This window comes from Agromyces sp. GXS1127 (assembly GCF_050565425.1).
Classification (GTDB): Bacteria; Actinomycetota; Actinomycetes; order Actinomycetales; family Microbacteriaceae; genus Agromyces.
Genome location: NZ_JBOCIG010000007.1, coordinates 75706 through 97400, shown reverse-complemented (window position 1 = coordinate 97400; position 21695 = coordinate 75706). Strand labels below are relative to the sequence as shown.

At 71.7% G+C, this 21695-nt stretch carries 17 protein-coding genes; 12 read left to right on the top strand and 5 right to left on the bottom strand.

From position 1 onward, the window contains the following. Positions 1-24: 24 nt before the first annotated feature. Positions 25-1644, bottom strand: coding sequence for a cytochrome bc1 complex cytochrome b subunit (gene qcrB, locus ACQ393_RS13635; protein ID WP_430647402.1), 1620 nt, complete (start codon positions 1642-1644; stop codon positions 25-27). Between the two features lie 244 nt (positions 1645-1888). Here qcrB and ACQ393_RS13630 point away from each other — a divergent pair, with 244 nt between their 5' ends. Next, a complete protein-coding gene (locus ACQ393_RS13630) occupies positions 1889-2329 on the top strand; it encodes an Hsp20/alpha crystallin family protein (protein WP_430647401.1) in 441 nt (146 codons plus the stop codon). Positions 2330-2574: 245 nt separating this feature from the next. Continuing rightward, positions 2575-4047: a hypothetical protein gene (locus ACQ393_RS13625; protein WP_430647400.1), complete on the top strand. Its 1473-nt coding sequence runs from the start codon at positions 2575-2577 to the stop codon at positions 4045-4047. A gap of 209 nt (positions 4048-4256) precedes the next feature. Here the strand turns inward: ACQ393_RS13625 and ACQ393_RS13620 are convergent, their stop codons facing one another. Then, positions 4257-4430 (bottom strand): hypothetical protein, encoded by a 174-nt coding sequence (locus ACQ393_RS13620; protein ID WP_430647399.1) that lies wholly within the window; start codon positions 4428-4430, stop codon positions 4257-4259. A gap of 33 nt (positions 4431-4463) precedes the next feature. Continuing rightward, entirely contained in the window at positions 4464-5075 is a 612-nt protein-coding gene (locus ACQ393_RS13615) for a TetR family transcriptional regulator (RefSeq protein ID WP_430647398.1), read from the bottom strand. A gap of 180 nt (positions 5076-5255) precedes the next feature. Between ACQ393_RS13615 and ACQ393_RS13610 the strand changes: the two genes are divergently transcribed. From ACQ393_RS13610 to ACQ393_RS13600, 3 genes are all read left to right on the top strand, one after another. Then, the gene (locus tag ACQ393_RS13610) at positions 5256-6596 is read left to right on the top strand and encodes an NAD(P)/FAD-dependent oxidoreductase (protein WP_430647590.1); all 1341 of its coding nucleotides are present in this window, start codon (positions 5256-5258) and stop codon (positions 6594-6596) included. A 49-nt stretch (positions 6597-6645) separates the two neighbouring features. Then, positions 6646-7053, top strand: a complete 408-nt coding sequence (locus ACQ393_RS13605) for a cupin domain-containing protein (protein WP_430647397.1) — start codon at positions 6646-6648, stop codon at positions 7051-7053. Positions 7054-7198: 145 nt separating this feature from the next. Then, a complete protein-coding gene (locus ACQ393_RS13600; protein WP_430647396.1) occupies positions 7199-8404 on the top strand; it encodes a hypothetical protein in 1206 nt (401 codons plus the stop codon). 14 nt (positions 8405-8418) lie between these two features. On the opposite strand, the gene ACQ393_RS13595 is transcribed toward ACQ393_RS13600, so the two are convergent. Then, positions 8419-9582 (bottom strand): amidohydrolase family protein, encoded by a 1164-nt coding sequence (locus ACQ393_RS13595; protein ID WP_430647395.1) that lies wholly within the window; start codon positions 9580-9582, stop codon positions 8419-8421. Between the two features lie 64 nt (positions 9583-9646). Next, positions 9647-10534: a bifunctional helix-turn-helix transcriptional regulator/GNAT family N-acetyltransferase gene (locus ACQ393_RS13590; RefSeq protein ID WP_430647394.1), complete on the bottom strand. Its 888-nt coding sequence runs from the start codon at positions 10532-10534 to the stop codon at positions 9647-9649. Between the two features lie 270 nt (positions 10535-10804). Here ACQ393_RS13590 and ACQ393_RS13585 point away from each other — a divergent pair, with 270 nt between their 5' ends. The 7 genes from ACQ393_RS13585 (at position 10805) to ACQ393_RS13555 (ending at position 21665) form a co-directional block, all read left to right on the top strand. After that, complete coding sequence (locus tag ACQ393_RS13585; RefSeq protein WP_430647393.1) at positions 10805-14353, top strand: family 43 glycosylhydrolase; 3549 nt, start codon at positions 10805-10807, stop codon at positions 14351-14353. Between the two features lie 161 nt (positions 14354-14514). Next, positions 14515-15747 carry an ROK family transcriptional regulator gene (locus tag ACQ393_RS13580; protein WP_430647392.1) on the top strand — a complete coding sequence of 411 codons (1233 nt, stop codon included), beginning with the start codon at positions 14515-14517 and terminating at the stop codon, positions 15745-15747. 46 nt (positions 15748-15793) lie between these two features. Beyond that, a complete protein-coding gene (locus tag ACQ393_RS13575) occupies positions 15794-16666 on the top strand; it encodes an ABC transporter permease (protein ID WP_430647391.1) in 873 nt (290 codons plus the stop codon). Next, positions 16663-17481, top strand: a complete 819-nt coding sequence (locus tag ACQ393_RS13570; RefSeq protein ID WP_430647390.1) for an ABC transporter ATP-binding protein — start codon at positions 16663-16665, stop codon at positions 17479-17481. The genes ACQ393_RS13575 and ACQ393_RS13570 overlap by 4 nt, the downstream gene beginning before the upstream one ends. 71 nt (positions 17482-17552) lie before the next feature. After that, on the top strand, positions 17553-18575 hold the full coding sequence (locus ACQ393_RS13565) for an aliphatic sulfonate ABC transporter substrate-binding protein (protein WP_430647389.1): 1023 nt from the start codon (positions 17553-17555) through the stop codon (positions 18573-18575). A gap of 7 nt (positions 18576-18582) precedes the next feature. Then, on the top strand, positions 18583-20181 hold the full coding sequence (locus ACQ393_RS13560; RefSeq protein ID WP_430647388.1) for a sulfatase-like hydrolase/transferase: 1599 nt from the start codon (positions 18583-18585) through the stop codon (positions 20179-20181). Then, positions 20178-21665 carry a sulfatase family protein gene (locus ACQ393_RS13555; protein WP_430647387.1) on the top strand — a complete coding sequence of 496 codons (1488 nt, stop codon included), beginning with the start codon at positions 20178-20180 and terminating at the stop codon, positions 21663-21665. Before ACQ393_RS13560 ends, ACQ393_RS13555 begins: the two co-directional genes overlap by 4 nt. The last annotated feature ends 30 nt before the right edge of the window (positions 21666-21695 follow it).

Genomic DNA, 21695 nt, shown 5'->3' with positions numbered 1-21695 from the left:
CCTGCCCATCGCCATGACGCGACCCTAGGAGGGAGTCCGCGCGGCGTCCACCGGCACCATCCGTGCTCCGGTCTCCGAATCGATGCTGTCGGCGAGGTACCAGCGCGAGAGCCGCGCCTGGAGGCGACGTGCGAACGGCAGGCGGCCGCGTTCGTCCGGGTGCACCACCAGCAGGAACCGCGGCTCGGGCCGCGTGATCCGCGCGCGCTCGACTTCGCCGAGCGGCTCGTGCACCTCGATGTACTCGCCGCCGGGCAGTCGCACGATGCGTCCGGTCTCGAAGCCGTGCAGCAGGGTGTCCCGATCGCGCCGCTGCAACCCGAGGCACACGCGGCGGGCGACGACGAAGCCGACGATCGGCCCGAGCACGAGGGTCACCTGGAGCGTCGCGATCACACCCTCGAACGTCACCGAGAACTGCGTCGCGATGAGGTCGGCGCTGCCGGCCGCCCACAGTGTCGCGTAGAACACGATCGCGGCGACCCCGATGCCCCTGCGCGTCGGCGTCGTGCGCGCCCGCTCGAGCAGGTGGTGCTCGCGGCGGTCGCCCGTCGCCCATGCCTCGAGGAACGGGTACACCGGGATCCCGACGAGGAAGACCGTGACGACCGCGAGCGGCACGAGCACCGCGAGGGTCCAGGTGCGGTCGAAGAGCACGACCTCCCAACCGGATGGCACGAGCCGGAGCGCTCCGTCGAGGAACCCGGTGTACCAATCGGGTTGGCTTCCCGCCCCTGCGTCTCCCGGCGATGCCGGGCCGTACAGCCAGACCGGATTCACGGTGACCGTCGCCGAGATCAGGAGGAGCACGCCCGTGACGAGCGCGAACAGCCCCGCGGCGCGCATCGCTGCGTGGGGCCAGAGCGGCACACCGGTCACCCGATCTCCGGTGACGCGTCCTCCGCCGGATGTGTTGGCGGCAGCGCGCGGGAACTGCGCCGGCCCGACCCGCCATGCCGCGAACGCACGCAGCGCCACCAGCGCGATCAGCGCCGCCGGCGCGATCGCGATGTGCAGGGGGTAGAGGTGCGCGATGACCTCGCCCGGGAACGCGCCGCCGAACAGCAGCGACGCGAGCCACGTGCCGACGACCGGGACGCCGAGCGCGATGCCCTCGGTGATCCGCAACCCGGTGCCCGAGAGCATGTCGTCGGGCAGCGCGTAGCCGCTCCATCCGCCGGCCAGCGCAGCGATGAAGATGAGGAACAGGAGCACCCACATGCCGCGGCGCGGCTTCCGGAAGGCGCCGGTGAAGAACGTCACGAGCAGCTGCATGATGATCGCCGCCGGCAGCAGGAGTCCCGCCCAATGGTGCGCCTGGCGGACGAGCAACCCGCCGGGCACCTCGAACGTGATCCGCATCGTCGACGCGAACGCGTGCGACACCTCGGCGCCGCGCAGCGGCGCGTACGTCCCGTCGTAGCTCGTGGTCGCGCTCGACGGGATGTACCAGAACATGAGCAGGATGCCCGTGACCGTGAGCACCACGATGCAGGCGACGGTCACGACGCCGAACAGGTTCGTCCAGTGCAGCGGCACCGGCCGCCGGGCGAGGTCGGCGCGGATGTCGCCGAGCCGCCGACCGAAGACGGTGGCGCGTGACATCCGCTCGCCGAGTCGGTCGGTGATGGACGGGGTGCGCATGGGGTGCCTCCTCGTGAGTGGCTTCACACATACGACCCCGCGGGGCGTCCGGGTGTGACATCCGCGTGCCGCGCGAGGGAACGACAGCGGCGCGCGAGGGAACGACAGCGGCGCGCGAGGGCCGGTGATCGCCTTGGGCGAACGACGGGTCGAAAGGCTTAGCACTCTCGCGTAACGAGTGCTAATCTCATTCCAAGTTGAGTCGATCAGGCTCAACTCTTGGAACCTACGAGAGGAGACGCTCATGGCAATGACCTGGGACCCGTTCCGCGACCTCGACCGTCTCGCGGCGAGCATGCTCGACTCGAGCCGAGGCCCTCGGATGATGCCGATCGACCTGCACCGCGACGGCGACCACTACGTCCTGTCGGCCGACCTGCCCGGGGTCGACCCGGGCTCGATCGACATCGACGTCGACGGCCAGCTGATGACCATTCGCGCCGAGCGCACGCTGCGCGACGACGAGAACGTCCGCTGGCTCGTGCACGAGCGGCCGAGCGGCTCGTTCCTCCGGCAGCTCACCCTCGGCGAGGGCATCGACACCACGGGCATCAGCGCGCACTACGACAACGGCGTGCTGAGCGTGATCATCCCCGTCTCCGAGCGCGCGAAGCCGCGCAAGGTCGAGGTGCGCTCCGCGGCCGACGACGTCGTGACCCCGGAGGTCACCTCCGGCGCCGACTGAACGGAGGCGACGGCCCGCCCGGGCCGAATCCGAAGCGGGGCGGATGCTGCGGCATCCGCCCCGCTTCGTCGTCGGGACAGGCAACGATTCGGGCATACCGGGCGCAAGGAGCAGCGGACAGCGGGTCGAAGCCGTACGATCGGCGTACGCGCGACCCCGCGCACCATCCGAATCCGCAGCGCCACCCCCGCGGCACCCCAGCCGTACCGCCGACACGACGCCCCCGATCCCCCTCGGAGCCCCCGTTGAGAGCCCCCGCCGATGACGAGCCCACGCCCGAGTTCGGCGCGCCCGACGCGGGTCGCCGGGGTACCGGCCCGGGTGAGCGCATGCTGCGGCGCGACCGGGACCGCGACCGCGATCGTGCCCGCGGCGGCGACGGCGAACCTGAGGACCGGTACTCCGAGGGCGTCGACGACGCCACCGCGCTCGAGCGCGACCGCTGGGCGATGCGCGCGAGCGCGCACCCCGGACGACGCTCCCGGCGGCGCGCGGCGAGCCTCACCCTCGACCCGGACGAGCACCACGATCCCGACCGGCGCCGGTACTTCCTGAGCTCCATCCAGCCGAGCGGCGACTACGAGGCCGTGATCGTCGCGATCACCGACGGCGCCCGCCGTCGCTACTTCAGCTCGCGCGACGGCTCGCACTTCATCGAAGTGGACGAGCTCTCGTTCGAGCAGCGCCGCAAGAGCGGCTCGCGCTCGATGCTCGAGATCGGCGAGCACGAGCTGCGCGAACTCGAGGGAGCGCTGATCTTCGTCCGACCGCTCGACGGGCGCGATCCGATCGCCGAGGTCGCGGCTGCGAAGCGGGCCTCGCTCGAGGCGACGCGCCCGATGGCGATCGTGCCGGTCGGCGCGCCGGCGGCAGCCGCCGGGGCCGAGGCGGCCGATCGCGGCCCGGCCGACGAGACGGTGAGTGACGAGACGACGGATGGCGCGGCCGACGCCGAGCGCGACTCCGGCTCGGTCGTGGCCGACGCGGCGTCCGCGGTCGACGGAGGTGCGTCGGAAGCCGAGGCGCTCGAGCCGAGCGGGCGGCGACGCTCGACGTTCGAACCCGTGCCCCAGCCCGCCGAGCCCGTGGTGCCGTCCGAGGCGTCCGAGCCGGGCGCGCCGTCGGCTGACCACCCGATCGGATCCGTCGTGTCTGCTCCGGCACACGTCGAGGTGGACCCCTCCGCGCCCGCCGCGGCGGAGCCGTCCGCCCCGACCGAACCCCGACCCGCACCGCCCGTGGCGTCGGCACCGCGACGCGGACCCCTCACCGACCTCGAGGCGGTCGCCCAGGTCGCACTCGCGAAGGGCATCGCGTTCGCCGCGCATCGCGGGCAGCTCGACAAGAGCGGCACGCCCTACATCGACCACCCCGGCCGGATCGCCGAGCGCTTCGACCCGGTCGCCGATCCGATCGCGGCGGCCGCCGCGTGGTTGCACGACGTGCTCGAGGACACGCCGCTCACCTCACGCGAGCTGTTCGAGGCCGGCATCCTGCTCGAGATCGTCGGGGTCGTCGAACTGCTCACCCGCCGGCCCGAGGTGACGCCCGACGAGTACTACGCGCGCATCCGGCGCCATCCGGTGGCCCTTCGCGTCAAGCTCGCCGACATCGACGACAACACTGCGCCGTGGCGGCTGCGCCGCCTCGACTTCGCCAAGCAGCAGCGTCTCGCCGAGAAGTACCGGCACGCGCGTCGTGCGCTCGGCGTGGAGTGACGCCGCCCGGCGCGTCGGGTCCTTCGGCCCGTGCGGACAGTCCCCGATCGCGAGTAGCGTGAGCGCGCGGCCGGCCGAGCCGTGAGACAAGAGCGGGAGCACCGGGTTTCAGGCGGCCTTCCCTTCAGGGTTGCGCCAAGCAGATCACGGCTGGTCCCACCCGCCGCCGGGCGCCCAGACGCGCGCCGCGCGCCCGGACGCGCGCCGCGCTACTCCTCGACGCCCGGGTCGCCGCCCTCGAGCCCGCCGTCGGTCGACTCGGTCATGGGCGCGTCGCTGTCGGGATCGCCGGGCGTCTCCTCGGCAGGCATCGGCTCGTCGCGGACCTCCTCGTGCTCCCGGTCATCGCGCCCGCCGTCGCCGGGGATGGTCGAATCGCTCATGGCGTCCTCCTCGTGTCGCGTCCTTCGGGCAGGCTACGTGCGGCCCGGCGCATCCGCACGGGGTTGACGCCGGTCGAACACAAGCACGCGCAGCAGCAGTTCGAGCGAGTGCTGCACGCGCTCGTCGGGCCAGCCGTCCGGATCCTCGACCGACTTGATCTCGTAGCCGCGGCAGTAGAGGTACAGGATGTCGGCGATGCGGGCCGCCTCGTCGCGGTCGGCGGCGCGGGCGCCGTCGAGGAAGCTCGCGTACGTGGCATCCGTCACCGACCGCAGCAGTTCGTACGCGCGATCGTGGCCGGCGCGGACGTCGGCGATGACCTCGATCCAGAGGCTCCGGAACACCGACTCGTCGGGCGACGACGTGCACATCCAGCGCGTGAGCGCGGCGAGGCGTTCGACGCCGAGGAGGCCACCGAGCTCGTCGCGGCGCTCGGCGTCCCACTGCGCGCGGGCGTGCTCGAGCGCGTTGGCCATGAGCTCGGCGCGGCTCGGCACGAAGTGGGTGATGAACGCGGTCGAGCGTCCGAGGCGCTCGGCGACCGCGCGCAGCGTGACGGCGTGCGTGCCGCGCTCCTGCGCGACCGCGACGGTCGCCCGCGCGATGTCGGCCAGGCGTTCGGCGGTGTCGACTTCGGCCGGCAACTGCGGCTCCCTTCGGCCTGGGCGGATGCCGCGACAACCGCTCGTTGACATCCCGACGGGCCCCACACTAACGTCGCTGCAGGCGTTGTCAAACAGTGTTTGAAAAAAGATGGAGGGCGCGTGGCCGCGAACAGCGAGGTCGTGCACGGCGGAGTCGTGAACGGCGGCATCTCGTTCTGGATGCAGCAGGTCGGCGTGCCCGCCGAGCGTCCGCCCCTCCAGGGCGACCTCGACGTCGACGTCGCAATCGTCGGCGGCGGCTACACCGGGCTCTGGACGGCGTACTACCTGAAGCGCGACCAGCCCGACCTGCGGGTCGCGGTGCTCGAGCAGCGCTTCGCCGGCTTCGGCGCATCGGGTCGCAACGGCGGATGGCTCACCAACTCGGTCACGGGCGGCCGAGAGCAGTACGTGCAGGCGCACGGGCGCGACGCGGCGATCGCGCAGCAGCGGGCACTGAACGACACCGTCGACGAGGTGATCCGCGTCGCGGGTGCCGAGGGCATCGACGCCGGCATCCACAAGGGCGGCGAGCTCGAGGTCGCGACCGCGCCCGCGCAGCTCGCGCGCCTGCGCGCCGCCGCCGCAGCCGAGCGCGAGTGGCCCGCGACCGACGTCGAGGAGCTCGATGCGCGTGAGACCGCCGCCCGCGTGAACGTGGCGGGCGTGCTCGGCGGGCTGTGGCATCCGCACTGCGCCCGCGTGCACCCCGCGAAGCTCGCGCTCGGGCTCGCCGCGGCGGTCGAGCGCCTCGGCGTGACGATCTTCGAGGGCACGCGCGTGACCGAGATCGCGCCGGGCGAGGCGCGCACCGAGCACGGCACCGTGCGCGCGCAGCACGTGCTCCGCGCGACCGAGGGGTTCACGCCGAACCTGGCCGGCGAGCACCGCACCTGGCTGCCCATGAACTCGTCGATGATCGTGACCGAGCCGCTCGCGGCATCCGTCTGGGATCAGATCGGCTGGAACGGCCGCGAGACGCTCGGCGACTTCGCGCACGTCTACATGTACGCCCAGCGCACCGCCGACGACCGCATCGCGTTCGGCGGACGCGGGGTGCCCTACCGCTACGGCTCGCGCGTCGACGTCGACGGCGCGACCCAGCCGCGCACGATCGAGAGCCTGACGGCACTGCTGCACCGGTACTTCCCCGCCGCAGCGGATGCCGCGATCGATCACGCCTGGGCCGGAGTGCTCGGCGTGCCGCGCGACTGGGCGGCGACCGTCGGGCTCGACCGCGCGACGGGGCTCGGCTGGGCCGGCGGCTACGTCGGCACGGGCGTCACCGCGACGAACCTCGCCGGTCGCACGCTGCGCGACCTCGTGCTCGGACGCGACACCGAGCTCACGCGCCTGCCGTGGGTGAACCACCGCGCGAAGCGCTGGGAGGTCGAGCCGCTCCGGTGGCTCGCCGTGCAGGCGATCTACACCGCGTACCACGCGGCCGATCGCGCCGAGCTGCGCGGACGGGCGACGACATCGCCGATCGCGAGGGTCGCCGGGTTCGTCGCGGGCCGCTGACCTCGTCGCCGCCTGCCGCCCGCCGCGCCGACCACTGCGAGAGGAACCCATGTCCGAGACTCCTGAATCGAAGGACGCGACGGATGCCGCGGCATCCGCTGCGCCCGGCCCCGTGCCGACCGTCGCCGTGGCGCGCCCGCTCGACCGCGACCTCGGCGAGCTCGCGCCCAAGCCGACCGCGCTCACCCGGGGACTCCTCGAGGCGAGCGCCTCGATCTGGACGGCCGCCGGCCTCGACGTCGGCTACTGGGAGTGCACGCCCGGCCGCTTCACCGCGGTCCGCGACGGCTACACCGAGATCTGCCAGCTGCTCGCCGGTCGCGTCACGATCGAGGTCGACGGCGAGGCGCCCGCGACGCTCGCTGCGGGCGACACGCTGGTGATGCCGAGCGGGTGGCGTGGCGTGTGGGACGTGCACGAGCACGTCCGGAAGCTGTACGTGATCGTCGACGACTGAGTGCCGGCACGCGGAGAGCGGATCCGGCGCCGGCCTCCTCATGCACGAGGAGGTGACGTGCGGTCCGCGCTGGCGCCCGAGCGTCCGAGGGGAGTACGGTGCGACCCAGCGGCGCGCATCGGCGCGCCGAGGCGGGAGCGACGGCGTGGAACTCGCTGCAGCGGGCGGGGGCACCCTCGGCCTTGCGGTGCTGCCGATCGTCGCGCTGCTCGCGTCACTCGTCGCGGCCGCGGCGGCCGGATCGCTCGTCGTCGCGTGGTTGCAGCGACCGCGCGACGCGCCGGACCCGTCGCTCGTCGATCCGGAGGTCGTCGGGTTGCTCCCGGTCGCCTTCGTGTCCGGTGGCGCCTCCACGCGTTGGCTGCCGGCAGCCGTCGTGGAACTCGCACTCGACGGCGCGATCATGATCGACGACCGGCGCCCTCCGAGCGCGGACGGCGACGCGTCGGGATCAGCCCGCGGCATCCGCCTCGTCTACTCGTCGGACCTGCCCTCGACGCGGGCGGGCGTTCCGCGCGACGTCTCCGCCGACCTCATCCTCGCCGTCTTCGGGCCGGGGACCACGGGCACCGCCTCGGTGATCGCGCACGGGGCCACCGTGCCGGTCGACCGCGTCGTGGCGCAGAACGGCGAGTTGGCCTGGGCCACCCGCCGACGGTTCGTCGACGCTGCGTCGCGCTATCGCGAGCCGCGGCCGGCCGCTCGCCTCCGCACGGCGTCGCTCGCCGGGGTCATCGGGGTCGTGCTCGGCTTCGTCGGGCAGTTCGTCGGACGCGGGACGGATGACTCGATCGCCTGGACCGCGCTCGCCATCGGTGCGGTCTCGCTCGGCGTCCGCGCCGTGCTGCCGCGCTGGATCCCGCTCAACGCGACCGGGCTCGAACTGCGGGAGCGCGCGAACCGGCTCCGCGAGCGGATCGCGAGCGTCGACCTCCGCGACCCGTCCGCCGCCCGGTCGACGCTCCCGTGGGCCGTGCTCTTCGGTCAGGACGAGGTCGTCGCGCGGGCGGCCGAGACGCTCACAGTCCGCGATGCCGACTCCCGCTGGTACGCCTCGTCCGCGCCGATCAGCCCGGAGCGGCTCGCCTCCTGCGTTCGAGTCGCCTCGCTCGCACTCGCCCAGCCCATCGCCCTCGGCGGCCGCGATGACGGGCGGTTCGGGGTTCCGCTCATCGAGTATCGGGGCGTGAACGCCGATGACGGGTACTTCAGCGAGACCCGAGGATGGGGCAGGGGCACGATCTACGGCGGCGCGGCCGGCGACGGGTTCGACGGCGGGGGAGCGGGCGGGTTCGACGGTGGCTTCGACGGCGGCGGCGGATTCGACGGCGGGGGCGGCGGGGGCCCGTAGCCGCCTCCGGGCGATCACGCCGTGACGAACCGCCGACGGTAGAGCCGCTCGGCATTCCGCCACGCGATGCCCTCGGCCACGCGGAGCGCCTCGTCGGCCGGCCAGTCGTGCGCGGTGACGTATCCGCCGAGCACGCGCGCCGCGGCGATCCGCCACAGGCGCGCGCCCAGCAGCACGCGCTCGGGCACGCCCCACGCGTCGGTGGAGAACAGCACACGCGAGAACGGCGCGAGATCGAGCGACTCGCGCACGACGGAATCGGCGTTCGCGCCGAGGACGCCGACCGCGAGCCCGACGTCGAGGAACACGTGCGGGAACACGTGCGCGAGCCAGCCCGCCTCGCGTACGTAGGGGTGGCAGTGCAGGAACGCGATGCGCCCGCCCGTGCCCGCCGTGGCCGCGACGAGTGCCTGCATGCGCGCGGGATTCGCCTGCTCGAGCACGAGGTCGGCGTCGCCGAACCCGGCATGCACCTGCAGCACCGCACCGTGCTCGAGCGCCCACCAGATGAGGTGCCGGGTGAGCGTCGGGTCGGTGAGGCGAGGGCGAGCGGATGCCGCGTGCGCGCGCCACTCGTCGAACCACGCGTCGGCGGCGGAGCGGACGTCGACGTCCGTCGGTCGTGCCGGGTCGAGCACGAGCCCGCACCGGTGCGCGGCGACGGTCTTGAACGCGACGCTGTCGCCTTCGGCCGCCTCGAGCGCGGGACCGAGTCGCTCGACGAACTCGCTGCCCGACGCGCACTGCGCGAGCACCGTCTCGGCGATGGTCTCGAGTCGGGCGACCCGGTGCGTCGGTGCGTCGGCGAGCCGCGCCATCCGCTCGTCTGCCATGAGCAGGTCGGGCCGGTGCCCGTCGTCGACGAGGTGGGCGGCGATGCCGGAGGCGCGGAGCAGTCGGCGCGCGACCTCGTCGGAGCCGAGCGCGCGGCGGGCGGCGAGGTAGTCGTCCGGGCTCGCGAAGGGTTCGAGTCCGAGGAGCGGGGCGCAGTGCCGCCGCAGCGCGAACCCCTGCGCGCTGTCGAACACGTCGGCGGGCGAGGCCGCATGCTCGGCCTGGGTGAGCGCGTCGACCAGCTCGGCGTCGGACGGATCGGGCAGCATGCCGTGCACGTGGTGGTCGACGAGCGGCATCCGCTCGATCGCCTCGGTCAGCTGCCGCACTGCGTCCGCGGTCATGCGGCGATCCTCTCGCGATCGGGCCGCTGCGGGAACCTCCCGCGGGTCCGCGGTCGCGGGCCGGCTACGCGAGCCGCTTCTCGAACCAGAAGTCGGCGTACGGTTCGCCGTTGAAGTCGGAGATCTCGTCGTAGCCGTGCGACCGGTACATCGCGATCGCCTCGGTGAGCGTGCGGTTCGTGTCGAGTCGCACCACGTTCGCGCCGAGCCGCAGTCCGGCCGCCTCGATCTCGCGCAGCAGCCGCGCGCCGAGGCCCATGCCGCGCGTGCTCGTCGCGACCCAGAGCCGCTTGATCTCCGCGGGGTCGCCGCCGTGGAGCTTGAGGCCGACGCATCCGACCGGCTCGCCGTGCAGGAACGCGACGAGGAACGTGCCGTGCGGCTCGCGGAACTCGTCATCGGGCGTGGGCCGGGTGTGCGCCGGGTCGAAGCCGAGGTCGAATCGGCTCGCGAGCTCGGTGAAGTAGGCGCCGACGCTCGCTCGCGCCGCCGGGTCGGCCGGGTCGACCGTGCGCACCTCGATGGCCGAGGCGGTCATGAGCCGCTCGACCTCGTCCATCGCCGTGAGCAGGCGCTCGCGCTGCCGAACGGTGAGCGGGTCGAGGATGCCGCCGACGAGCGCGTCGGACGAACGGTCGAGCTCGTCGCGCTCGGCCACCCCCGCAGACGTGAGCCGCGCGACGCGCACGCGCGAATCGTCGGGCGAGGGTTCGACGCGGACGAGCCCGTCGGACTCGAGCGCGCGCAGCTGTCGACTGAGGTACCCCGAGTCGAGCTCGAGCCGCTCGCGCAGCGCGCGCAGCTCGGCTCCGCCGCCGTTCGACGCGCCGATCTCCCAGAGGAGCCGCGACTGGCCCAGCGGTCGGCCGCGCGAGAGGTAGCCGTCGTCGAGCGCGCCGATCCGTTCGGTGACGGTGCGGTTGAACCGTCGGACCCTGGCGATGTCGTCCATATCTCTGACTCTAGTCAGCTAAAGCGGATCCCGCCCTGCCGGATGTCCGGATCCGATCGAAATCCCACGACCTTTCCGTCGGTGTCTTGACGGAAAAATCGCGGATCCGTTGGATGAACGCGAAGCACATACGGGGGAGCCTGAGCCACACCGTCGGCACGGTCGACGTCGGCTCGGAGACACTCCCCGACGCTCGCGCGCACCCTGGACGGGTGTGCGGACACTGCTGCGCGCCCGCGCGGCGACTTCGATGGAGAAGGAGCACACCTGATGCGATTCAGATCAGTCAGCCTCGGGGCGGTGGCCGCGCTCGCGGCGGCCGTCCTGATCGGCGGCGGCCTGCCCGCGCTCGCCGGGCCACCGGCCGCGGCGGAGGCGGCGACCGCACCCGCGACCTACACGAACCCCGTGACCGCCGGCGTCGTCGACACGTTCCCGGATCCCGCGATGATCCGCGGCAAGGACGGCGCGTGGTACGCCTACGGCACCACGAACCCGATCTTCAACAGCGACGGCGAGGGTGGCGAGCACATCCTGCCCATGCTGCGCTCGACCGACCTGGTCGACTGGGAGTACGTCGGCGACGTCTACCCCGCGGCCGACCCGAAGCCCGCGTACTGGGCGTCGGGAACGCGGCCGTGGGCGCCCGACATCCGATACATCGACGGGCAGTACCACCTGACCTACTCGCTCTCGAACGGCGGGGTCGCGCTGCTGACCTCCGAGACGCCGACCGGCCCGTGGACCGACCACGGGCTCTACTTCGGGGGCGCGCAGGTCGCCGGATGCCCGACCGGCAACATCGACCAGGCGATCTTCACCGACTCCGACGGCACGCACTACCTCTACTGGGGCAGCTACGACGTGATCTGCGTCTCCGAGCTGACGGCGGATGCCACGGAACTCACGGGCGAGGTCACCCAGATCGCGCAGGGCCGCCGGATGGAGGGCGGCTACGTCGTCCAGCGCGACGGCTGGTACTACCTGATGTACTCCGACGCCGGATGCTGCGACGGCGCGTTCAGCGGGTACACCGTCAAGGTGGGGCGGGCCGACAACCCGCGCGGGCCGTTCGTCGACGACCACGGCGTCGACCTCATGGAGCTCAGCAGCAAGGGCGGCTACGTGCTCGCCTCGAACGGCAACGGCTTCGCCGGCCCCGGGCACAACGCCATCCAGACCGACCTCTCCGGCCAGGACTGGATCGTCTACCACGCGATCCCGACCGACGACCCCGACTTCCCGACCGTGCAGACGCGTGCCGGGAACCTCAACCTGTCGAAGCGGCCGCTCATGATCGACCGGCTCGACTGGATCGACGGATGGCCCGTGGTGCGGGCCGGCGCCGGGCCGTCGAGCGACGCCCAGGTGGCGCCGGTCACGGCGCCCGTCCTCGGGACCGACTTCGAAGACGGCCTGCCCGGTGACGCGCCGATCCGCGGGGCGGGCTCCGTCGGCACGGCCAGCGAGGCCGACGCCGGCACGTTCGCCCGGGTGGTTCCGGCGACGGCCGGCACGACCGAGATCGTGACCGCCGGCGAGGTGAGCGGCGACCTGCGCGTGCAGGCCGATCTGCGGTTCAGTGCAGCGGATGCCGTCGGCGCAGCCGGTACGGCCGCGCTCCGGGTCGGCGCGCAGGGGCAGAACGGCGCGACCGCCACGATCGATCGCGGGGCGGGCGAGTTCCGCCTCGAGGTCCGGCAGGGCAGCCGCACGACGGTCGACGCCGCGCCGCTTCCGACCGACTTCGCCTACGACGCCTGGCACGTCGTGGCGTTGGAATGGCGCGACGGCTCGGTCACGGCCGAGGTGTCCGGCGACGGGTTGCGCGAACCGCTCGCGGAGACCAACGTGACCGTACCGAAGAACGCGACCTCCGAGGGCCCGATCGGCGTCGCGGCGTCCGGGGCATCCGTCGACGGGGACAACCTCTCGGCCGCCGAGCTGTACCAGCCGGTGACCGAGCGCGTCGCCGACCCCGAGCTCGGCGAGCTGCTGCCGGAGTACTCGGACGAGTTCGACGCCGACGGCGCACCGACGGCGGGCGACGACGCGTGGAGTTGGGTCCGGCGGCCGGCATCCGGTCCGACGGTGACGGATGGCGCGCTCGTCTGGCCCACGCAGGCCGCCGAGCTGCACACCGGCAACAACTCCGCCTCGGTGCTGCTCCGCGACGCGCCCGAGGGCGACTTCGTCGTCGAGACGAAGCTCGACTTCGACGGCACGCGCGGCAACCAGCAGGCCGGGCTGGTGCTCTACGAGCACGACGACCGGTACGTGAAGCTCGCCCACTCGATCCTTCCGCTGAATCGGAAGCCGGGGCAGTTCCTGCACAAGGTCGAGTTCGGCAAGGAGGCGGAACGGCCCACCACGCCGACGCCGACCGCCGTCGCCAACGGGCCGATGTTCGGCGCCGCGCCGGCGGAGACGACGTGGCTGCGCCTGTACGCGCACGTCGACCAGGAGGCAGGCGAGTGGGAGTTCCGCATGGCCTCCAGCACCGACGGCGAGGACTGGCAGTGGGGCGGCGTCTGGACGTTCCCGGTGCAGGGCGACATCCGGATCGGTCTCATCTCGATGAACGCCACGGGTGCGACGGCGGAGTTCGACTACGTGCGGACCTACGCGATGGGCGGCGACGACCGGGCGTTCCCGGCCAGCTGGCCCGTCTCGATGCCCTACGGCACGGCCGACGCGCGCGAGGAGCTCACGCCCAACGAGGAGAACTCCATGGTGCTCGACCTCGAGCTGCGTCCGCAGGACGAGGAGCTCGGCCGAGTCTGGATGCGGGACACCTACGTGAACCGCTTCGAGGTCGACGGCGAGCCGCTCTACGTCGCGACGGGCACGACGCGCGCAGAGGGCCTCGACAAGGCCGGCCCGTGGAACGACGGCATCTACGTCTGGACCGCGCCCGCGCTCGACGGGCCGTGGACGCTCGCCGACACGACGGGCATCCGACCGGACCAGCCGAAGGGCAAGGTCTGGTCGCCGGAGTTCGTCGACGAGAACACGGATGAGCGGGTCGTCGTCGCTGACTGGCAGGCATACAAGAACCCCGACGACCCGGCCACCAAGGCGGGCAACGCGTGGGCGCCCGAGCTGCACTTCATCCACGGCAAGTGGTACCTCGTCGCGTGCATGGGCGACCAGTCGACGCTCACCGGATCGTTCATCCTCGTCAGCGACGGCGGGCCCGAGGGGCCGTACCGGAACATCGAGGGCAGCGTCGAGCATCCGCTCGGCGAGCCGGTCCGTGCGACCAACCCGCAGTACTACCACATCGACGGCGGGCTCTTCGATGACGGCGACACGACGTACCTGGTGCTCCACAACGACCTCTACGCGAAGATGACGCCCGACATGGAGAACCTCGAGACGCCGACGAACCTGCCGACGTTCACGCAGCGGAAGTACTCGCCCGAGCCCTACCTCGAGGGCGCGACCGTGACGAAGGTGGGGGAGACGTACTACCTGATGCACGCGGCGTGGGCGTTGAAGGGCGGCACCGCGGAGGCCCCGACGTGGTCGTACCTGCCGAACACGGGCGTGAAGGACCAGTACGACGCGATCGTCGCGACCTCCGACTCGTTCGAGGGGCCGTACACGGTGCGGCGAACCCTCGGCGTCGGCGCCGGCCACAACAACATGTTCGTGGACGGCGACGGCACGGTGTGGGCGACGTTCTTCCGGAACCCGAACTTCGGGTACTGGGCGGATCCGTCGCGCATCGACGACGCGGCCGTGCCCGGCGTCGTCCGGCTCGAGCAGTCCGGTCCGACGGGGGAGGTGCTGACGGTCGCGCGGTCCGGCGACTGACCCTCGACGGCGTCGAGCAGGCGGGGCGTCCACCTTCGGGTGGGCGCCCCGTCCGTGTGCGAGCGGGGCGCGGCATCCGTTTTGCAAGGAGCACAGCCGATATCGGAAGTTTTTCTGTCGGGCTGTTGACGGAAAAATTCGGCCCTGAGAATCTTGCTCGCATGTCGATGACGACCGGAGTCCACGCCCTCGTGAGGCGGACCCACGAGGAGCGGGTGCTGGCGGCCCTGCGAGCCCACGGCGCGCTCAGCCGCGGCGAACTCGCCAAGCGCGTCGGCCTCAGCCGCACGACCCTCTCCGAGATCACCGCGAACCTCCTCCAGCGGGGTGCGATCATCGTCGCCGACACGGATGCCGCGACCCGTGCCGGCAGCGGCCGCCCCGCCGAGCGGCTCGCCCTCGATCCCGACTCGGGCCAGTTCCTCGGCGTCGACTTCGGCCACCGCCGGGTGCACGTCGCCGTGGCGGACGCGTCGCACGAGATCATCGCGCAGGGCGTCGAGCGCTACGACGACGACCCGCCCTGGGCCGAACGCCTCGAGATCGCGTTCGAACTCATCGACCGCATCAGCCGCGACACCGGCGTGCACTTCGGTGCGCTGCAGTCGATCGGCATCGGCGTCCCCGGCCCGTACACGGGTGCCCTCGCCGGTATGCCCGCCGTCAGCTGGAAGAACCAGCTCGCGCCAGACGGCGTCGACCTCGCCTTCGCCGAGCGCTTCGGCGCCCCGGTCGTCGTCGACAACAACACGAGGCTCGCCGCACTCGCCGAGGCGATCAGCCGACCCGATGCGGTCGACAACCTCGTCTACCTCCGCCTCTCCGACGGCGTCGGCGGCGGGCTCGTCGTGTCGGGCCGGCTGGTCACCGGATCGCGCGGCTTCGCCGGTGAACTGGGCCACGTGACCGCGAACCCGTCGGGCGCGGCGTGCCGCTGCGGCAAGCGCGGATGCCTCGAGACCATCGCCTCGGTCCCGGCGATCCTCCGGGCGTGCAGCGAGGCGGGCGCCGACGTCGAGACGCTCGCCGACCTCGCCGCGGCCGTCGCCAAGGGCGACCCCGCCGTCGACGCGGTGCTCCGCGAGGTCGGCTCCGCGGTCGGCCGCGTGCTCGGCGCCGCCGCGATGACGTTGAACCCGCGCGAGGTCGTGATCGGCGGCGAGATCGTCCGCATCGCGCCCGTGCTCGTCGAGCAGGCCGCGGCGACGCTGCGGTACGAGCTCTACTCGATCCCCTCAGACCAGCCGCACATCGTGCGCGCGGCGCAGCTGCGCGACAGCGACGGTGCCCTCGGTGCGATCGCCGCGATCTTCCACCAGTCCCCCCTCCTCGCCGGATACCCCGACCCCGTGGCATCCGCCGAACCCGTTCAGCAGCAAAGGAGCGCACGGTGAACGCCACCCCCACACGAAGCGAGGTCGCGCCATGACGGAGGTCCGCATGTCCGAGGCCCCGTCGCGCGCCGACATCCAGCCGTTCACGATGACCTCGACGGCCGTCCACGAGAACCTCCCGGCGGATGGCCCCCATCCACAGAAGCCGGCGCGATTCGCGCGTCGTCGGATGAGCACGCGCACCAAGCTCCTCATCCTGAACGCCGTCTCGATCATCGGCGGCATCGCCATCTGGTGGGCGCTCGCCCTGAACGGCTTCCAGCTCCCGACGCCGCCCGAGGTCGTCGAGAAGGCGGTCCAGCTCTGGAACGCCGGCATCCTCCAGGAGGACATCCTCGCGAGCCTCGGCCGCGTCCTCGCGGGCTTCCTGCTCGGCTCGGCCGCGGCCATCCCGGTCGGCTTCCTCATGGGCTGGTACACCGTGGCCCGAGGCCTCTTCGAGCCGTGGATCCAATTCTTCCGCACCATCCCGCCGCTCGCCCTGCTGCCGCTGGTGCTCGTGCTCCTCGGCATCGGCGAGATCCCGAAGATCGTGGTCATCTTCCTCGCCGCATTCCTCGCCTGCGTGATCTCCACCTACCAGGGCGTGGTGAGCGTCGACAAGACCCTCATCAACGCGGCTCGGGTGCTCGGCGCGAAGGACGGCACGATCTTCGCGCGGGTCGTCGTCCCCGCCTCGACGCCGTTCATCCTCGTGGGCATGCGCGTCGGCCTCGGCTCCGCGTGGGCCACCCTCGTCGCAGCCGAACTGCTGGCCGCACAGGCCGGCCTCGGGCGGCGGATGCAGGAGGCGCAGATCTACTACGACCTGGCGACCATCTTCGTGGGCATCGTCCTGATCGGCATCCTCGGCCTCGTCATGGACCGCCTGCTCCTCTTCGCCGAAACCAAGCTGACCGGATGGCAGGAACGCCGATGACCACCACGAACCCTGCGACGACCACCGCCGCGAAGATCTCCGTCCGCGAGGTCAGGAAGACCTTCCCGCTGAAGGGCGAGGAGTTCGTCGCCCTCGACCGCGTCTCGATCGACATCGCCGACAACGAGTTCGTCACCGTCGTCGGGCCCTCGGGCTGCGGCAAGTCGACGCTGATGAACGTGCTCGCCGGCCTCGAGACGCCCACCTCGGGCGAGGCGCTCGTCGACGGCCGACCCGTCGCCGGCCCCGGCCCGGAGCGCGGCGTCATCTTCCAGCAGTACGCGCTCTTCCCGTGGCTCTCGGTCCGCAAGAACGTCGAGTTCGGACTGAAGGTCAACGGCGTGCCGAGGGCCGAGCGCCGCGAGCGGGCCGAGCACTTCATCGAGATGGTCGGGCTGCAGCAGTTCGCCGACGCCCTGCCGAAGATGCTCTCCGGCGGCATGAAGCAGCGGTGCGCGATCGCCCGCGCCTACGCCGTCAACCCCTCGATCCTGCTGATGGACGAGCCGTTCGGCGCCCTCGACGCCCTCACGCGCGTGAAGCTGCAGGAGCAGCTGCTCGAGACGTGGAGCCGCGAGAAGCGGACGGTCATGTTCATCACGCACGACGTCGACGAGGCCGTGTTCCTCGCCAACCGCGTGGTCGTGATGGCCGCGCGGCCCGGCCGGATCTACGACGTCATCGACGTGAACCTCCCGTACCCCCGCACGGAGGACGTGCGCCTGAGCCCCGAGTTCGGGGAACTGCGCAACCGCGTCTGGCACGCGGTGTACCACCAGGAGCCCGGCGTCGCCGCCGGGGCCGCGTCGCACTGACGCGGAGCCCTGCCCCCACCCATCCATCCAGCACCGAAATCACCCCAACCCCATCGAAGGGAAGCACAGCCATGCGATTTTCCAGGAAGCTCCTCGGCACGGCCGCCGTCGGCGCCGCCGTCGCCCTCCTCGCGACCGGATGCGCCTCGGACGGCGGCTCGGGCGACTCCGCCGCCGCCGACAGCGAGTACGACGACGTCCTCGAGGTGAACTTCGGGTACATCCCGGACTTCAACGGCACGAGCCTGCTCGCCATCGCCGAGGACCAGGGTTACTGGGAGAAGTACGGCCTCGACGTCGAGACCCCGTCCTTCACCAACGGCCCGCTGCAGATCCAGGCGCTCGGCACGGGCGACCTCGACTTCGGCTACATCGGGCCGGGCGCCTTCTGGCTGCCGGCGAGCGGCGAGGCGAAGATCGTCGCGATGAACACCCTCGGCCAGTCCGACCGCGTCGTCGGCCAGCCGGGCAACGAATCGATGGAGGACCTGCGCGGCAAGACCGTCGCCGTCCCCGAGGGCACGTCGGGCGACATGATCCTGACCCTCGCCCTCGAGGGCGCCGGGATGACGAAGGACGACGTCGAGCTCGTGCCCATGGAGCCGTCCGCGATCGTCTCCGCACTGGCATCCGGTCAGGTCGAGGGCGCCGGCTTCTGGTACCCGGCCCTCGCGACCGTGAAGGAGCAGGTGCCCGACCTCGTCGAGATCGCGCAGAACTCCGACTTCGAGGACACCGTCGCCTTCCCGACCGCGTTCGTGGCCGGCAACGACGTCGTCGAGAACGAGCCCGAGAAGGTCGACCGCGTGCTGAAGGCCCTGCGCGACGCGATCACCTTCCGCTACGAGAACCCGGACGAGGCCGTCGAGCTGACCGCTGCGTACAACGCGCTCGATGCGGAGGCTGTCGCGGCCGACGCCGCGAACAACAAGGTGCTCTCGCTCGAGGAGCTCGACACCCTCACCGAGGACGGCACCGTCGACTCGTGGCTGAACGGCATGCAGGACTACTTCGTCGCCGCGGGCAAGCTGACCGAGGTCGCCGACCCGTCGTCCTTCTACACCGGCGACCTGTTCCTCCAGGCGGGCGAGTAATCCAGCCATGAAGCCGAGCAACATCCTCTTCCTCATGACCGACCAGCACCGGGCGGACACGCTCGGGGCGTACGGCAACGCGATGGCGGCGACGCCCGTGCTCGACGAGCTGGCCCGCACGGGCACGCGCTTCGACCGCTGGTACACGCCGACCGCGATCTGCACGCCGGCTCGCGCGAGCCTGCTGACCGGTCAGGCCCCCTTCCGCCACCGCGTGCTCGCCAACCACGAGCGCAACGTGGGCTACCTGGAGGACCTCGCCGAGGGCAGCTTCACGTTCGTGGAGGCGCTGCGCGGCAAGGGCTACAACACGGGACTCGTCGGCAAGTGGCACGCCGGCACCGAGAAGAACGCCGCCGACTTCGGCTTCGACGGCCCCGACCTTCCCGGATGGCACAACCCCGTGGAGAACGAGGACTACCTCGGCTACCTGGCGGAGCACGACCTGCCGCCGTATGCGATCAGCGACCGCATCCGCGGCACCCTGCCGAACGGTGGGCCGGGCAACCTCTTGGCTGCCCGGCTCCACCAGCCGGTGGAGGCGACCTTCGAGTACTACCTCGCCACGCGCACGATCGAGCTGCTCGAGCGGTACGCGGCCGACGCCGACCGCGACGGCACCCCGTTCTTCCTCGAACTGAACTTCTTCGGGCCGCACCTGCCGTACATCGTGCCGAACGAGTACTTCGACCTGTTCGACCCCGCCGAGATCGAGCTGCCGAAGTCCATCGCCGAGACCTTCGAGGGCAAGCCGCCCGTGCAGCGCAACTACAGCGCGCACTGGACCTTCGACACCATGCCGATCGAGGTGACGCGCAAGCTCATCGCGGTCTACTGGGGCTACGTCGCCCTCATCGACGAGCAGATCGGCCGGGTCATGGCGGCGCTCGAGCGGCTCGGCCTCGTCGACGACACGGCCGTGTTCTTCACGTGCGACCACGGCGAGTTCACGGGCTCGCACCGGCTGCACGACAAGGGCCCGGCGATGTACGAGGACATCTACCGCACGCCCGGGCTGCTCCGGATCCCGGGCGGCCCGGCCGGCCAGGTGCGCACCGAGTTCGTGAGCCTGCTCGACTGCACGGCGACGATCCTCGAGCTCGCCGGCATCGACCCGACGCCCGCGGTCGACTCGCGCAGCCTCGTGCCGCTCGCCGCGGGCGAGCACCCGGAGTGGGCCGACGACATCGTGTGCGAGTTCCATGGCCACCACTTCCCGTACCCGCAGCGGATGCTCCGCAACGACCGCTACAAGCTCGTCGTGAACCCCGACTCGGTGAACGAGCTGTACGACCTCGAGCGCGATCCCGACGAGCTCCTCAACGTGTACGAGCACCCCGAGATGCGGGACGTCCGGAACGCGATGATGCAGCGGCTCTACGGGCTGCTGCGCGAGCGCGGCGACAACTTCTACCACTGGATGACGACGATGTACGAGGTCGGCGAGGTCGACTACGACCCGACGCAGAGCGGGCTCGACGAGACGACCTACCAGGCCGGCGAGCGGGCGGATGCCGCGGCATCCGTCGCACCCGTCGCGCCCGCGCCGGGTGATCAGGCCTGGGCGCCCGCAGCGCCCGACGCGCCCGAGCGGCGGTCCGCATGACGGGCGCACGTCGCCCGAACGTCGTCATGATCCTCACCGACGACCACGGGTCGCAGGCGATCGGCGCCTACGGATCGGTGCTCAACGCGACGCCCCGCATCGACGAGATCGCGGGTGCCGGATGGCGCTTCGAGCACTGCTTCGCGACGAACGCGCTCTGCTCGCCGAGCCGGGCGTCGATCCTCACGGGCACGTACAGCCACGTCAACGGCGTCTCCACGCTCGTCACGCCGATCGACGCGAGCCAGCCGACGTTCGTCTCGCAGCTGAAGGCCGCGGGGTATCGCACCGCGATGATCGGCAAGTGGCACATGGGCGAGCACGAGGGCTCGACGCCGCAGGGCTTCGACTACTGGGACATCCTCATCGGCCATGACGGGCAGGGCGAGTACTGGGACCCGCTGTTCCTCTCGGCCGACGGCGAGCGCATCGTCGAGGGCTACACGACCGACCGCATCACCGATCTCGCGTTCGACTGGCTCGATTCGCTCGAGGGCGACGACCCGTGGTGCGTGCTGATCTACCACAAGGCGCCGCATCGGCCGTGGGAGCCGAAGCCCGAGGACGCCGAGCGGTTCCGCGACCGCGTCCCGGTGCCCTCCACGTTCTGGGACGACTACGCGACCCGGTCGTCGTCGACCCGGCGCGCGCTCATGCGCCTGGCCGAGAACCTCAACGAGGAGGACCTGAAGATCTCCCCGCCCGAGGGTCTCTCGTATGAGGAGCTCGCGCTCTGGAAGTACCAGCGCTTCATGGAGGACTACCTGGCCTGCGTGGCATCCGTCGACGACAACGTTGGCCGGGTGATCGACCGGCTGCGGGAGCGCGGCGAGTTCGAGGACACCCTGCTCATGTACGCCAGCGACCAGGGCTTCTTCCTCGGCGAGCACGGATGGTTCGACAAGCGCTTCATGTACGAGGAGTCGCTGCGGATGCCGCTCGTCCTGAGCTACCCGCGCGCGCTCGAGGGCGGACGCGTCTTCGACGGCATCGTGACGAACGTCGACTTCGCGCAGACGGTGCTGGATGCCTCGGGGGTGCCCGCGCACGAGCGGATGCAGGGCCGGAGCTTCTGGCCCGACCTCGTCGGGTCTCCTGCCGCACCGCCCGCCGAGGGGATGTACTACCGGTACTGGGAACACGACGACACGTTCCACAAGGCACCGGCCCACTACGGCTACCGCACGCATCGGCACAAGCTCATCTACTACTACAACGACGGGCTCGGGCTTCCCGGCACCGGGCCCTTCACCTACCCGCCGGAGTGGGAGCTGTACGACCTCGAGCGGGATCCGGAGGAGCTGCGGAACGTCGCGCACGACCCGGCGTACGCGGATGTCCGGGCCGAGCTCGAGCGCGCGATGTGGCTCGAGCAGGCGCGCCTCGGCGACGCCCCGCACCCGAGCCAGCCGCGCCCCGCAGGCGTCGCGGAGCTGGTGGCCCTCACCGAGGCGGATCCCGCCGCAGCAACGTCCTCCGCATGAGGATGCGGCCGATGGCGCTCCACGGGACCC